Origin of the sequence: Methylovorus glucosotrophus (assembly GCF_009858335.1) — a bacterium.
GTDB classification, from domain to species: domain Bacteria; phylum Pseudomonadota; class Gammaproteobacteria; order Burkholderiales; family Methylophilaceae; genus Methylovorus; species Methylovorus glucosotrophus.
Genome location: NZ_VMSE01000001.1, coordinates 2,168,284 through 2,182,315 on the forward strand (window position 1 = coordinate 2,168,284; position 14,032 = coordinate 2,182,315).

Below are 14,032 nucleotides of genomic sequence, written 5' to 3' on the forward strand. Positions count from 1 at the left end.
CTGGAGTCTGTCGGTTTTTTGCGTAAGACGCGAAGACGCGCAAATGTAGGCGTTTGTCTTACAAACGCCTACATCCGGCTGGGATACTTGACTGATTTTGAGCTTAAGCCTTTTAAAATCAAAGAGCTATAAGCTTTACTACTTTACTGCACACATCGGGTAGGCGCTAAAAGCAGCCTGACACACACACGATTTACTACACACACTTCCATTACGGCACGCCTGAGAAAAACTTTAGCGCTTACCTGGAATGCATCATAAACAATTTGATAAGTTGTTGTTTATAAAAACCTTAATTTTTACACAACCTTACACAAGTTTACGATTGTCAGATTTGTTAAAGCCACACACTTCAACAAACCACACCACCACACACACTACTGGACTACACACAAAGGATTTATCGGCCCGGCTTTTAAAAACTTTAGGGATTTTTTTAAAAAATTAGAATTAATTTGATAACTCATTGTTTCAATTAACCTAATTTTATTAAAAAATCCCTAAAGCCAGGCTGCTGCTACACACACCAACATACGCACTACGCGCCGCCAACCCCTTGAAGACGCATTAATCCGTATCACACAAATGGTCTATCGGCTGGCTTCAGGAAAACTTTAGGATTTTTTTAAATTATTTTTAATAAAATTAATATGTATTTGTTTTATATATATTTTTATTTTCAATTTTTTTAAAAATCTGTACTGAATCTTCTCAAGTCCACCATCGCCATTGGAATTAAGCATGGGTTTACCCCTTTTATTCATGGAATGCTCCATGGGGTCAGCCACTGATAATGTGCTCCATGTCAGCGGGACCGCACATCCCCATCACACACACGGCACACAGGACACGAAATGGCTGAAGACAGCGATTTAGAAAAGACAGAACCGGCGACGCCCAAGCGCCTCGAAAAGGCGCGCGAGGAAGGTAATGTCCCCCGCTCACGCGAGTTCGTGACCTGTGCAATGTTATTGGCTGGCGGCATGGGCATTGCCATGATGAGTTCGCAGTTTGGTGATGCGCTCAAGCACACCATGGGCGGCAGCCTGCATTTTGAGCGCGCCCTGGCCTATGACAGCAATCTGCTGCTCATGAAAATTTCCGACTCTATATATAGTCTGTTAATCACCTTTGCTCCGCTGGCAGGTTTGCTGTTCATCATGGCGATTGCCGCCCCTACCCTCATTGGTGGCTGGAACGTCAGCAATCAGGCCTTTGTGCCCAAATTCAACCGCCTCAACCCCGTCAGTGGTTTGGGCAATATGGTCTCCAAAAATGCCCTGGTGGAACTGCTCAAGGCCGTGGGCAAAACCATACTGGTGGGCTCGGTGGCGTATGTCGTGGTAGCACATGATGTCGACACCATCCTCTCGCTTGCCCTGTTGCCCTTGCACACCAGCATCGCCGAAGTGGAAGACATGCTGCTGAAAAGCTTCTTTTTCATTGTGGGCGCCCTGGTGCTGATTGCCGCGATTGATGTGCCCTACCAGCTCACTACCTATGCCAATAACCTGAAGATGACCAAGGAAGAGGTCAAGCAGGAGTCCAAGGAATCCGAAGGCAACCCGCAGATCAAGGCACGTATCCGTCAGCAACAGCGTGAGATTGCCCGCCGCCGCATGATGTCGGAAATCCCCAAGGCGGATGTCGTCATCACCAACCCGACCCACTACGCCGTGGCTATCCAATATAAGGAGTTGGGCATGCGTGCACCGGTGGTGATTGCCAAGGGTGCCGATGCCGTGGCCCTGAAGATTCGTGAAGTGGCCGCCGAGCACAAGATCATGACGCTGGAATCCCCCAAGCTGGCACGGGCGCTTTATGCCCACACCGAGCTGGGCGATGAAATTCCTCAGGCACTGTATTCCGCCGTGGCTGAGATCATCGCTTATGTGTTCCAGATGCGCGCCTTCAACAAGCATGGCGGCTTCCGCCCTGAAACACCGACCCAACTGGATGTGCCGGATGCACTGGATCCCCATCACAAGCTGACTGAGGTAACAGCCTGATGAACAACTTTGCCCTCAAGGATATCCTGAGTCATCTGGGCGGCCGCACCATCGCCGCCCCGCTGCTGATCGTCATGTTGCTGGCGATGATGATTCTGCCATTGCCTGCCATCGCACTGGATGTGCTGTTCAGCTTCAACATCGCCCTGTCCATCATGGTGCTGATGATAGGCCTGCAAACATCCAAGCCACTGGACTTCATCGCCTTCCCGACCGTGCTGCTGGTTAGCACCATGCTGCGCTTGTCATTGAACGTGGCTTCCACCCGCGTGGTGCTGACCGAGGGGCATGCCGGTCCGGATGCTGCAGGTAAAGTGATCGAAGCCTTCGGCCACTTCCTGATTGGCGGTAACTACACCGTGGGTATCGTGGTGTTCGTGATCCTGACCATCATCAACTTTACCGTGGTGACCAAGGGTGCTGGCCGGATTGCCGAAGTGGGCGCCCGGTTTACCCTGGACGCGATGCCCGGCAAGCAGATGGCGATTGATGCCGACCTGAATGCCGGCCTGATCGGTGAAGATGAAGCCCGCCGCCGCCGTTCCGAGATCGGTCAGGAAGCCGAGTTCTACGGCGCCATGGACGGTGCCAGCAAATATGTACGGGGCGATGCCGTCGCTGGCATCCTGGTCACGGTCATCAATATCGTCGGTGGCCTGATCGTCGGCATGGTGCAGCACGACATGGCCTTTGCCGATGCCATCAAGAATTACACCCTGCTGGCGATTGGTGACGGTCTGGTCGCGCAGATTCCTTCGCTGGTGATTTCTGTGGCGGCCGGTGTGGTGGTATCCCGCGTCGCCAATACGGAAGACGTCGGCACACAACTGGTGACCCAGCTGTTCTCCAACCCCAAGGTCATTTATGTCACCGCCGCCATTATCGGCAGCATGGGCGCTATTCCTGGCATGCCACACTTTGCATTCCTCACGCTGGGTGCCCTGCTTGCCGGTCTGGCCTATTTCGTGGCCGAGAAAAAGAAGAGCGCAGAAGACCCTGTGGTGGCACCGCCACCTGTTCCTACCGGCGAGCCTGAAGAGGCTAGCTGGAATGATGTGCTCCCGGTCGATGTCATCGGGCTGGAAGTGGGTTATCGCCTGATTCCGCTGGTCGACAAAGCCCAGGGTGGCGATCTCTTGAAACGCATCAAAGGCCTGCGCAAGAAATTCGCCCAGGAAGTCGGCTTCCTCGCTCCTACCGTGCACATACGCGACAACCTGGAGCTGCGTCCTTCCGGCTATCGCATCACCCTGAAAGGTGTTGAGGTCGGCAGCGGCGAATCCAACCATGGTCAGTTTCTGGCGATCAACCCTGGCATGGTCAGTGGCACCCTGCCTGGCACCGCCACCACCGACCCGGCCTTTGGCCTGCCTGCCATCTGGGTGGAATCCACAGTGCGTGATCAGGCCCAGGCCATGGGTTATACCGTAGTGGATGCCAGCACCGTGGTGGCTACCCACCTGAATCACATCATCACCACCAATGCCGCTGACTTGCTGGGCCGCCAGGAAGTCCAGCAGCTGCTGGACCATATTGGCAAGGATTCGCCAAAGCTGGTCGAAGACCTGGTGCCCAAGCAATTGCCATTGTCCGTGGTGCAGAAGGTATTGCAGAACTTGCTGAGCGAAGGCGTGCACATCCGCGATATGCGCACCATCGTCGAAACCCTGTCCGAATACGCCTCACGCACACAAGACCCAAGCGAGCTGACTACCTTTGTCCGCGTGCAGCTGGGCCGCGCCATCGTGCAGCAGCTGTTCCCCAACGGTAATGAAGTCTCTGTCATGGCGCTGGATAACCAGCTGGAACGCCTGTTGATGCAAGCCTTGAGCAGCAGCAATGCAGGCGGTGCTGCCATTGAGCCTGGCCTGGCTGAAACCCTGTCCAAACAGGCCGAAGCCGCTACCCGCAAGCAGGAGCAACTGGGCATGACGCCTGTGCTGCTGGTACCGGGTCCGTTGCGCTCTGCCCTGTCGAAATTCCTGCGCCGTGCTATTCCGCATCTTCGTGTGTTGTCGCATGAAGAGCTTCCTGATTCAAAAACTATCCGTGTCACTAGCCTTATTGGAGGTCAAGCATGAACATCAAACGCTTTTTCGCATCGAGTTCCCGCGAAGCATTAGCCATGGTCCGTAAAAGCCTGGGTGAGGATGCCGTTATCCTGTCTAACCGTGCGGTCAACGGGGGTAACGAGATCCTGGCCTTCAAGGAAGAAGACATGGCCTCCTTCATGTCCGATGATACCCCGGTGCAAAGCAGCAAGCGCCGTGCAGCGCCTGCCATGGAGCCCCTGCAAGCTGCGCAGGCCCGCCCCGCCGCACGCCAGGCACGTCCTCCTGTGCGTCAGGCTGCGCCCGAAGCCGAACCTTATCGCGCCGTGCGTACCGAGCCTGCACCTACCACCACGGCACGCCCCAAGGTCACCACCACGCCAGCGCAAGCAGCCGCGCCACAGTCCAACAAGCAGATCAATGACATGCTGAACGAGATCCGCAATATGCGCAGCGTGATCGAATCGCAACTGGTGGAAATCTCCTGGGGCAATATCCAGCACCGTGACCCGGTCAAATCCAACACACTGAACATGCTGCTGTCCGCAGGCTTCAGTGCTGCGCTGTCGCGCCAGATTGCCGAAAACATGCCAGATCATCGCACCAGCGCCGAAGCCAACACCTGGGTGCAATCGATTCTGGAAAAGAACCTGCAGGCCATCCCCAATGAAGATGAAATCCTCAATCGCGGTGGCGTGTTTGCGCTGATCGGGCCAACCGGTGTCGGCAAGACCACCACCACCGCCAAGCTGGCCGCACGTTTTGTCATGAAGCATGGCCCTGGCAAGCTGGGCCTGATCACGACCGATGCTTACCGGATTGGCGGTCATGAGCAATTGCGCATCTACGGCAAGATTCTGGGCGTGATGGTGCATGCGGTGAAAGACGAAGCCGACCTGAAAATTGCCCTAGAAGAACTCAAGGGCAAGCACACCATCCTGATTGATACCGTGGGCGTCAGCCAGAAAGACCGCATGGTGGCCGAGCAGATCGCCATGCTGTCCAGCACCCGCCAGCCGATCAAGAAGCTGTTGTGCCTCAACGCCACCAACACCGGCGAAACACTGACCGATGTGGTGCGTGCTTACAAGGTCAAGCAGCTGGATGGCTGCATCATCACCAAGCTGGACGAAGCCGCCACCATCGGCAGCGCGCTGGATGTGATCATCCGCGAAAAACTGCGCCTGTATTACGTGGCCAATGGTCAGCGCGTGCCGGAAGACCTGCATGTCGCCAATAAAAAGCTGCTGATCCATCGCGCTTTCCGCGCTGGCGCGCAGAACACGTCATCCTTCCAGTTCAAGCATAACGAGCTGCCATTCCTGATGGGCAATACCTCGCCAGTCGCCACCAAGCTGAGCATGGGAGCCGATCATGTCTAGTTTCCGCGAAGATCAAGCCGCTGGTCTGCGGCGCATCATGTCCGGCCCCCGGCCCCGTATCGTGTCGGTGTTATCCGCCATGCCGGGCAATGCCCAGGCCAGACTGATCAAGAATCTCGGCGCCTCGATTCAGGATGATGGCAACAATGTCATCATCGTGCACGCCACCGCCAATACCGGCGATGCCCTGACCCATTACAAGCTGGGCAATACCCCCAGCCTGCTGGAAGTTGCCAATCAGCGCGTGCCTTTGAACAAGGCGATAAAGTTTTCCGAGCAGGGTTATCGCATCAGCCGTCTCTTGCCCAAGCAGGGCAGCATGCAGTTCCAGCAGGCAGAAGGCCTGCAGCTGGACCGTATCTTCGGCAAGCTGGCGCAGGAATATGACATCGTGTTGGTCGATACTGTTTTAAATAATAACGCTCTGCCATTACAATCGCTCAACGATGGCGAAATTGTGATTCAACTCACGCGCGATCCGGAGTCGATCAAGCAGGCCTATATCCTCATCAAGCAGGTATGCAGCCAGCTGGGGCGACGTTCTTTCGGTATTGTGGTGAGCAACGCCAGCCAGGCCCAGGCCATGCTGGTGTTTGAGAACATTGCACAGGTAGCACGCCGCTTCATGCAGATAGACCTGGAGTTCATGGGGGCGATCCCGGCGGATGAGCACCTGAGCCGGGCAGAAAAACTGGGGCGCGTAGTCATTGATGCATTTCCAATGGCACAAGCCTCGGCTGCCTTCAAGGCACTGGCGCGCAAGCTGGACTACCGGCAGGCGATACTGGCAGAGATTCAGCGCACTTCGATCACGCTGTAAGGCCAGGCCACAATACGCAGGGCAAGACACTGCCGCAGCCTCGGCTCAGGCACGGTTGCACATATCGGATTGATATGCGCAACCGCAGGCGGGCTGGCGCTCGCGCGGCACGGGTGTAGAATGTCGGCAAGCAATGCTTGTGATCCATCTCACACTATTAAACGACAAGGTGCCCAAGCAAGGAAAGTATGTATACGGCCACGGGAAAACCCAATCAGAAAGATAGCCTGCTGCACCAGCATGCCACGCTGGTGAAGAAGCTGGCCTATCAGCTGAAGGCGAAGCTGCCGCCCAGCGTGGAGCTGGACGACCTGGTGCAGGCCGGCATGATGGGCCTGCTGGATGCGATCAATCGTTATGAAGATACGCATGGCGCCCAGTTTGAAACCTACGCAGCCCAGCGCATACGCGGCGCCATGATAGATGAGCTGCGCAATGCCGACTGGCTGCCGCGCAGCATCCGCAAGAACATGCGCGATGTGGAAGGTGCCATCAACCAGCTGGAACAAGTGCTGGGACGGCCACCGACCGAAGGCGAAGTCGCCAAGCAACTCAAGATGTCGCTGGATGATTACTACGACATGCTGGGCGAATGCAGCGGCCACCAGTTGCTCTACTACGAAGATTTTCATGAATCCGAAGGCGGCGACCACTTTCTGGACCGCTTTCTGCAGGATGACTCAGGCAACCCGATCAAAGGCCTGCTCGACAGCAATTTCCGGGAAACCCTGATTGAAGCAATTGAAAACCTGCCCGAGCGCGAACAGATTTTAATGGGTCTGTACTACGAACAAGAACTTAACCTCAAAGAAATTGGCGCCGTGATGAATGTCTCAGAATCACGGGTCTGCCAGTTGCATAGTCAAGCCATTGCTCGATTACGCGCTTACATGAAAGAGCAATTATGGACTGGGGCAGCCTAGGCGGCATCTTACTCGCCATTTTCGGCATTCTGTTGGGGCAAGCTATTGAAGGCGGCAAGGTTGCCTCGCTGATTCAGCCTGCGGCTTTCCTGATTGTGGTTTTTGGCACCTTTGGTGCCGTCCTGCTGCAAAGCAAACCTGCCAATTTCAAGCTGGGTATCATGCTGCTGCGCTGGATCGTGCAACCACCGGTGGATGACCGAAAAGAACTCAGTCGCCGCATCATCGGCTGGAGCCACACCGCCCGCCGCGATGGCCTGCTCAAGCTCGAAGCCCAGCTGTATAACGAAACTGACCCCTTTATCAAAAAAGGCCTGCGCCTGCTGATCGACGGCATCGCCGCTGACAAGATCCGCGAAATCTGCGCCATTGATATCTACTATTACGAAAGCCAGTACCGCAGCGCCGCCAAAATCTGGGATTCCGCCGGCGGCTACGCGCCTACCATTGGCATTCTGGGGGCGGTGCTGGGCCTGATTCATGTGATGGAAAATTTGTCCGACCCCAGCCGTCTGGGCAGTGGCATTGCGGTGGCATTCGTCGCCACGATCTATGGCGTGGGCCTCGCCAATATTGTGTTCCTGCCCATAGGCAGCAAGCTCAAGGCTTACGTATTGCAAGAGGCCAGCCGGCGCGAAATGCTCATGAATGCCTGGGTATCCATCGCCCAAGGCGACCATACGCGCGTGGTGGAAGAGCGCCTCAACAGCTACATGCGCTGATACGGAACCCTATCCATGCGCAGAAGACAGGTAGAGGAAGACGAGGACAACAAGGAACGCTGGATGGTGTCCTATGCTGACTTCATCACCCTGCTGTTTGCGTTTTTTGTGGTCATGTACGCGATCTCCTCGGTCAATCAGGGCAAGTACGAGCAGCTGACATCTTCTCTGGGCACCGCCTTCACCGGCGAAAACACGCCCCAACTCAACAACCCGCCCGATGGCAACAACGAGCATGCCAATATCAAGGGCCTGTATGGGCAGCCATCGTTCATCCGTCCGCTGGAACTCGCCCGCCGCAACGACAAACAACGCCGTGAACGCGAAGCCATGACCGCCATGGCGAACAATCTCGCCAACCACCTGGCCCCCATGGTGCTGGAAGGCAAGATCAAAGTCATGCAGAACAACCGCGGCGTGCGGGTGGATATCCACGACAGCCTGCTGTTTGCGCCCGGCGCCTCCGAGCTGCAACCCATCGCCAGCGGTCCGCTCAACGAAATCGCGCAGGCACTGAAAGCCAATAACCATGCGATTCAGGTGGAAGGCCACACCGACAATGTGCCCATCCATAACGACAAGTTTTACTCCAACTGGGAGCTGTCCGCCATGCGCGCCAGCAGCGTGGTACGCATGCTGCAGGATAGCGGCCTGGATGAGAAACGCCTGAGCGCCGTGGGCTTTGGCGCCTCGCAACCGCTGGAGGACAACAGCACGCCACTGGGCCGGGCGCGCAACCGTCGCGTTTCCATCATGATTCTTTACGACTCGCTGATGCCCAATCAGACCGATGTTTCCGAGATTACCCCTGACAAAACGACGGTCATCCGGCCAACAGCGCCACCCGCACCCGAGGCAAGCAATGCCCCGGAAGCCACCGCTACGCCGGCAGCGGCACCAGCACCGGCGTCAGCCAAACCGCCAGCTGCAGCCAGCAGCAAACCCGCCGCCAACTAGCCACCGCTCACGGCTCAGCTAGCCGCGGCCCCCGAATTCTGCCATCATTCAACGCTTCACTTATCACCATAAGGCCTGTACATGAGCTCAAGTTCTCGCCTGCGCTGGGGCATTCTGGGTGCTGCCAGAGTCAATGAACGCCTGTTGCCTGCCATCGTGGCAGCGCCCAATGCCGAACTGGTTGCGATTGCCAGCCGCCGTCCCGATGCCGCGGCCGAAACCCTGAAAAAATACGCGCCCGGCACGCCCGGTATCTCGCTTTACCATAACCTGGAAGCACTGCTGCAGGATGAACGTGTGGAAGCCGTCTACCTGCCCATGGCCAATGACGAGCACGCCGAATGGGCGCTGAAGGCACTGGCCGCAGGCAAGCATGTGCTGATCGAAAAGCCCATGGCACTCAAGGTAGAGGACATCAACGCCATTGAAGCCGCTGCCCAGGCAAAAAACCTCAAGGTGATGGAAGGCTTTATGTATCGCTTTCACCCGCAGCACCAGCGCGTGCAAGAGATTGTGGCCTCGGGGGTATTGGGCGAAATCCGCTATGCGCACGCCAGCTTTTCATTCCTGATGCGCCCTGCCCGGCTTTATCGCCTGGCAAAAGACACCGCCAATGGCGGCGGTGCCATGTGGGATGTGGGCCCTTATGCCATCCATACCCTGCGCCACTGCTTTGGCAGCGAGCCCCTCGCCGTATCGGCCATGGCCAAATACGCCGAAAGCGGCGCCGATATTTCTGCCAGCGGCATCCTCGACTTTGGCGATGGCAAACGCGGGCATTTTGATGTGAGCTTTGAATGCAGTCGCCAGTCCGAATACCGTATTGTCGGCAACAAAGGCTCGCTGATCTGCCATACCGTGTGGCAACTGCCAGGCACCAGCGATGTGCCATTGATCAGCTGGTGGACCGATGACGGTCAAAAACACGTCGAAACCTACGCGCCCAGCAACCACTTCAATCTGGAAATCGCCCATTTCAGCGACTGTGTGCTCAACGATAAAACCCCACTACTGAGCCTGCAGGATGCCAGGGCCAATTGCCGCGCGATTGTCGCGACGCTGGAAGCCGCCGCCAGCGGGCGTAGCGTCAGCCTGGCTAGCAAGTAAGACGAAGGAAACCGGATGGATAGCCTGCTGCACGAAGTCATAAACACCATCATGGCCGAGTTTTCCGACCTGCCCAACGGGGCCGAGGTCACGCGCGTGGTTCTGCGTCTGGGCATCGCCGCGATGCTGGGCGGGCTTTTGGGCTATGAGCGTGAATTCCGCGGCAAGGCCGCCGGCATGCGCACGCACATGCTGGTAGCGCTGGGCGCAGCGATGTTTGTGCTGGTGCCAATACAGGCCGGTCTCACCGACGCTGAAATCAGCCGCGTGGTTCAAGGGGTGATTGCCGGGGTGGGTTTCCTGTGCGCAGGCACCATCATCAAACATGGACACGATGGCGAAGTGCATGGCCTCACCACCGCCGCCGGCTTGTGGATGACGGCCGCCATCGGCGTTGCCGCTGGCCTGGGCCGCGAGTCCACCGCCATCCTGAGCGCGATTCTGGCGTATGCCATCCTGCATATCGTGCCCAAGCTTGCCCACCAGTATCACCAGGCGCAAGAAGGCAGCAAGCAAGACAGCGAGGGTCAGTAAACCAGGCGGATCAGCATCCGCAGGCAAAAAAAAACCGCCCATCGGGGCGGCGGGGCGTTAACTACACTTAACGCCTCTGGAGGAACTGGAAGTTCGCTAGGCCTGTAATCCACTCCGCAGATAACTTTGCGTCGTGGCCTGGCCGTTGGCACCATACATCTGGCCAGGTGAGTGATGCGCATGCAGCGCATTGAGAAACTGTTCATTACGACTGAAGTGCTTGTTGATCAGCACGCCATTCACACGGTTCATTTCCTGGGCTTGCACCAGCATTTTGTGAAACTGCATCCACGATTGCTGCACAGCCGCAGTTTTCTGGGCTACCAGCCAATCTGCCATGCCTTTTTCGCTGCCTTCGAAGCCCAGTTTCACCAGGGCGTCGTGACGCTTTTGTACCGTGCTACCAAGCTCGCTGAGCAGATGCGCCTTCTCATCAAGAATCTGCTCGATCTCGTCCATATTGGCTCTCACCAGGCTGGCTTGTTCACGGGATAATAAAACGATCAATTGATTGACCAGTTGGCTATCCTGCTCGAACGAGATGCTTGTGCTCATGGTTATCTCACGATTTGGCTGAAGTTAATAAATCCTTAACGGTTTCAATCAGGCCATCGGCAACCTTGCCGGAATCGACCTGGAATTGGCCGTTGGTAATCGCCGTCTTGATGGCGTCTACCTTATCTGTGTCATATACCGTCTGCGTCGCAATCCGTGCTTCCAGGGATTGCAATTGCGAGGACAGTGGTGAAAGCGTGACGCTTTCGGTGGCGGTTGCGCCACCCACTGCCGCTGCCGGTGTTTTCTTTGCGGTGCCGGATTCGATCTTCTCGGTCACCAACCCAGTGGTTTTCTGGATGGAGTCATTGATCTTCATGGTTTTTCCTCATGCATGAATGTGTGTGCATCTTGCCTTCTATAAGGCTCATATCGGCAGGGTTTTCTTAAACTTTAACACCGATCGGCAAGTTTGAAACGGCTCTTGCCAGCCTTTACATTCATTCGACGCAAAAACACATGCTTAAAAACTGACTTCAATTTTTCCACCATTGCGGGCAATCCCGCTTACTACCTGCCCATTGGCGACCTTGACCCTCACCAGCTGGCCATCGGTAGCATTATTGAGTGCGTGGCCTTCGGCGCTGATACTGAAACCCTTGCCTCGCGTAATCAGCGTCACCGTTTGACCTTGCTGTACGACAGGTGACGCTTTCAGCATCTCCTGGCGCAGCACGGTACCGGCATTCATGGAAATATTAACGATGCGGCCAATGGCTTGCTCGGGATCGGTAAAGATACCGGGAGGCAGCTGGGCGAGATCGCCACTTTCAAATAGCAGGTCACCGCTATCCACCACCCGGCCCTGGGCCAGCGGCGCGGCCGCCACCAGATACTGCCCCACCACATTCACTGTGGCCTGCATGTAGATGGTCCAGGCGGGCGCATTGCAGCGCACACCGACATTGGTCTTGCCCCAGGCACGGCTACCCTGCGGCATGAACACTTCCAGCGCCGGGCATTTGGCGAGCTTGAGATTATTGTCTATGGCACCGGCAGTGACGGTGACACGACCGGGATAACCGGCGGTCTGCACGGTCAGGAATTCTTCGACCTTTTTGCGGATGGAGGTCAGGTTCTGCGTCTGGTCAGTATTCGGCATCGCTTCAGCGTGGGAAAGCGCACTGCCAGCCAGGAGCAATATTCCTGTGCAGAATGCCAAAAATTGCTTTACGATAGAATGACTTGCCATGATGCGTTCCTCGACTGCGGAGAAAGATACAGCCTGCATTCTACGTAGCCGGGACAAAAGTAAATGGTGGAAAAAGACGACATTTCCCCCTTTACTCCTCTGATTGAAGTTGACTGTCGCGCTCTACACTCGCCCTCATCATAGATAACGGCTGCACTAAGTGAAAACTTGAGCCAGGTAAAAACCTGAGCTGGGTGAAAACTTTAAGCCGGATCGAAACAGGAGGTCAGTACACATGAACAGACTAGATGCAGCACTGGCATTTCAGCAGTCCGCTCTTCGCGTGCGTGCGCAAAGGCAGGAGCTTATTGCCGCCAATATCGCCAATGCCGATACCCCGAACTACAAGGCGCGCGACATCAATTTCAATGATGCGCTCAATAATGCCCTGAGCGGTAACGACACCCCCGGCTCTGGCCTCGACGTCAGCAAAACATCCAGCGCCCACCTCAGTGGTGATCCCACCAGTGTCGACTACGTGCCGACCGGCAAGCCGGGCGAGCCCATGTTCCGCCCCCTTATCCAGGGTAGCGTGGATGGCAATACCGTCGACATGGATGTGGAGCGCAACCAGTTTACCGACAATGCCATCCGTTACGAAGCCAGCCTCAACATGATCAACGGCCAGATCAAGAAGCTGCTGTCGGCGATTCAGGGCCAATAGCCGGATTATATAAAGGAGCACCATCATGTCTCTGTTCAATGTATTCAATGTGTCCGGCTCAGCCATGAGCGCCCAGTCGCAGCGGCTTAATGCCGTCGCCAGCAATCTGGCCAACGCCGATAGCGCCACCAGTGCCAATGGTCAGCCGTACAAGGCCAAGCAGGTGGTGTTCAGCGCCACCCCCACCAACAACGCCGCTGTCAGCGGGGTCAAGGTGCAACAGGTGATTGAAGACCCGTCTCCACCCAAGGTGGTGTACGACCCCAAGCACCCGGCAGCCAATGCGCAAGGCTATGTCACCATGCCCAACGTGAATGTGACCGAAGAAATGGTCAACATGATCTCGGCCTCGCGTGCCTACCAGAATAACGTGGAAACCATGAATGCCGCCAAGACCATGTTGTTAAAAACACTGACCATCGGACAATAATTTCCTTTTAAGGATCACGCCATGACCACCATTTCCAATGACCTGCTGACCACGATGAACACGCGCAAATCCGGCTCGGGCTCCACAGCCGCCGATGCGCAGGACCGGTTCATGACCCTGCTCATCACCCAGATGAAAAGCCAGGACCCGCTCAACCCGATGGACAACGCGCAGGTGACCAGTCAGCTGGCCCAGCTTTCCACGGTTACCGGTATCGACAAGCTGAACAGCACCATGGAATCCATGATCAGCAATGTGCAGTCCAGCCAGACCTACCAGGCATCCAATATGATAGGCCGCTATGTGCTGACCAAGGGCGACAGCCTGACCCTCACCGAGAGCAAATCCTATCTGGGCATCAACCTGCCGGTAGGCGCCGACAAGGTCACCGTCACCATCAAGGATTCTGCCGGCAATCAGATGCGCCAACTGACCCTGGGCAAGCAGGAAGCAGGCGTATTGCCACTGAGCTGGGATGGTTACAAGGATGACGGTTCCAAGGCAGCAGACGGCAATTACAAGTTCGAAGTCACCGCCACCACCGCCAATACCAGCGTCACCGCCACGCCGTTGTCTTACGATCAGGTCATGAGCGTATCCAACAGCAGCAGTGGCATCAAACTCAACCTGGGCAAACTCGACTCCATCGGTATTGATGATGTCGTGGAAGTCTTTTAGTCAATGCA

15 protein-coding genes are annotated in these 14,032 nt (G+C 56.1%); 12 read left to right on the forward strand and 3 right to left on the reverse strand.

Annotated features, from left to right (window positions below; all coding sequences use genetic code 11):
* The first annotated feature begins 854 nt into the window (after positions 1 to 854).
* The 9 genes from flhB (at position 855) to FNL37_RS10230 (ending at position 10,505) form a co-directional block, all read left to right on the forward strand.
* Positions 855 to 2,009: a flagellar biosynthesis protein FlhB gene (gene flhB, locus FNL37_RS10190; RefSeq protein ID WP_013441634.1), complete on the forward strand. Its 1,155-nt coding sequence runs from the start codon at positions 855 to 857 to the stop codon at positions 2,007 to 2,009.
* Positions 2,009 to 4,090, forward strand: a complete 2,082-nt coding sequence (flhA, locus tag FNL37_RS10195) for a flagellar biosynthesis protein FlhA (protein WP_159356043.1) — start codon at positions 2,009 to 2,011, stop codon at positions 4,088 to 4,090. Before flhB ends, flhA begins: the two co-directional genes overlap by 1 nt.
* Positions 4,087 to 5,442 (forward strand): flagellar biosynthesis GTPase FlhF, encoded by a 1,356-nt coding sequence (flhF, locus tag FNL37_RS10200; protein WP_013441632.1) that lies wholly within the window; start codon positions 4,087 to 4,089, stop codon positions 5,440 to 5,442. The genes flhA and flhF overlap by 4 nt, the downstream gene beginning before the upstream one ends.
* Positions 5,435 to 6,262: a MinD/ParA family ATP-binding protein gene (locus tag FNL37_RS10205; RefSeq protein ID WP_013441631.1), complete on the forward strand. Its 828-nt coding sequence runs from the start codon at positions 5,435 to 5,437 to the stop codon at positions 6,260 to 6,262. Before flhF ends, FNL37_RS10205 begins: the two co-directional genes overlap by 8 nt.
* A gap of 188 nt (positions 6,263 to 6,450) precedes the next feature.
* Positions 6,451 to 7,185, forward strand: a complete 735-nt coding sequence (locus FNL37_RS10210) for an RNA polymerase sigma factor FliA (RefSeq protein ID WP_013441630.1) — start codon at positions 6,451 to 6,453, stop codon at positions 7,183 to 7,185.
* Positions 7,167 to 7,907 carry a flagellar motor protein gene (locus FNL37_RS10215; RefSeq protein ID WP_013441629.1) on the forward strand — a complete coding sequence of 247 codons (741 nt, stop codon included), beginning with the start codon at positions 7,167 to 7,169 and terminating at the stop codon, positions 7,905 to 7,907. The genes FNL37_RS10210 and FNL37_RS10215 overlap by 19 nt, the downstream gene beginning before the upstream one ends.
* A gap of 15 nt (positions 7,908 to 7,922) precedes the next feature.
* Positions 7,923 to 8,864 carry a flagellar motor protein MotD gene (gene motD, locus FNL37_RS10220; protein WP_159356044.1) on the forward strand — a complete coding sequence of 314 codons (942 nt, stop codon included), beginning with the start codon at positions 7,923 to 7,925 and terminating at the stop codon, positions 8,862 to 8,864.
* Positions 8,865 to 8,945: 81 nt separating this feature from the next.
* A complete protein-coding gene (locus FNL37_RS10225; RefSeq protein WP_159356045.1) occupies positions 8,946 to 9,971 on the forward strand; it encodes a Gfo/Idh/MocA family protein in 1,026 nt (341 codons plus the stop codon).
* Positions 9,972 to 9,986: 15 nt separating this feature from the next.
* Entirely contained in the window at positions 9,987 to 10,505 is a 519-nt protein-coding gene (locus FNL37_RS10230; RefSeq protein ID WP_159356046.1) for an MgtC/SapB family protein, read from the forward strand.
* Positions 10,506 to 10,601: 96 nt separating this feature from the next.
* On the opposite strand, the gene FNL37_RS10235 is transcribed toward FNL37_RS10230, so the two are convergent.
* From FNL37_RS10235 to flgA, 3 genes are all read right to left on the reverse strand, one after another.
* A complete protein-coding gene (locus FNL37_RS10235; protein WP_015829599.1) occupies positions 10,602 to 11,060 on the reverse strand; it encodes a flagella synthesis protein FlgN in 459 nt (152 codons plus the stop codon).
* Positions 11,061 to 11,067: 7 nt separating this feature from the next.
* The gene (gene flgM / locus FNL37_RS10240; protein WP_015829598.1) at positions 11,068 to 11,379 is read right to left on the reverse strand and encodes a flagellar biosynthesis anti-sigma factor FlgM; all 312 of its coding nucleotides are present in this window, start codon (positions 11,377 to 11,379) and stop codon (positions 11,068 to 11,070) included.
* A 144-nt stretch (positions 11,380 to 11,523) separates the two neighbouring features.
* The gene (gene flgA, locus FNL37_RS10245; RefSeq protein ID WP_013441612.1) at positions 11,524 to 12,252 is read right to left on the reverse strand and encodes a flagellar basal body P-ring formation chaperone FlgA; all 729 of its coding nucleotides are present in this window, start codon (positions 12,250 to 12,252) and stop codon (positions 11,524 to 11,526) included.
* Positions 12,253 to 12,487: 235 nt separating this feature from the next.
* On the opposite strand from flgA, the gene flgB reads away from it, so the two are divergent.
* Genes flgB through FNL37_RS10260 form a run of 3 tightly spaced genes read left to right on the forward strand, consistent with a single transcriptional unit; the run spans position 12,488 to position 14,024 of the window.
* Entirely contained in the window at positions 12,488 to 12,916 is a 429-nt protein-coding gene (flgB, locus tag FNL37_RS10250; RefSeq protein ID WP_013441611.1) for a flagellar basal body rod protein FlgB, read from the forward strand.
* Between the two features lie 25 nt (positions 12,917 to 12,941).
* Positions 12,942 to 13,346: a flagellar basal body rod protein FlgC gene (gene flgC / locus FNL37_RS10255; RefSeq protein WP_013441610.1), complete on the forward strand. Its 405-nt coding sequence runs from the start codon at positions 12,942 to 12,944 to the stop codon at positions 13,344 to 13,346.
* 21 nt (positions 13,347 to 13,367) lie between these two features.
* Positions 13,368 to 14,024, forward strand: coding sequence for a flagellar hook assembly protein FlgD (locus FNL37_RS10260; RefSeq protein ID WP_015829597.1), 657 nt, complete (start codon positions 13,368 to 13,370; stop codon positions 14,022 to 14,024).
* The last annotated feature ends 8 nt before the right edge of the window (positions 14,025 to 14,032 follow it).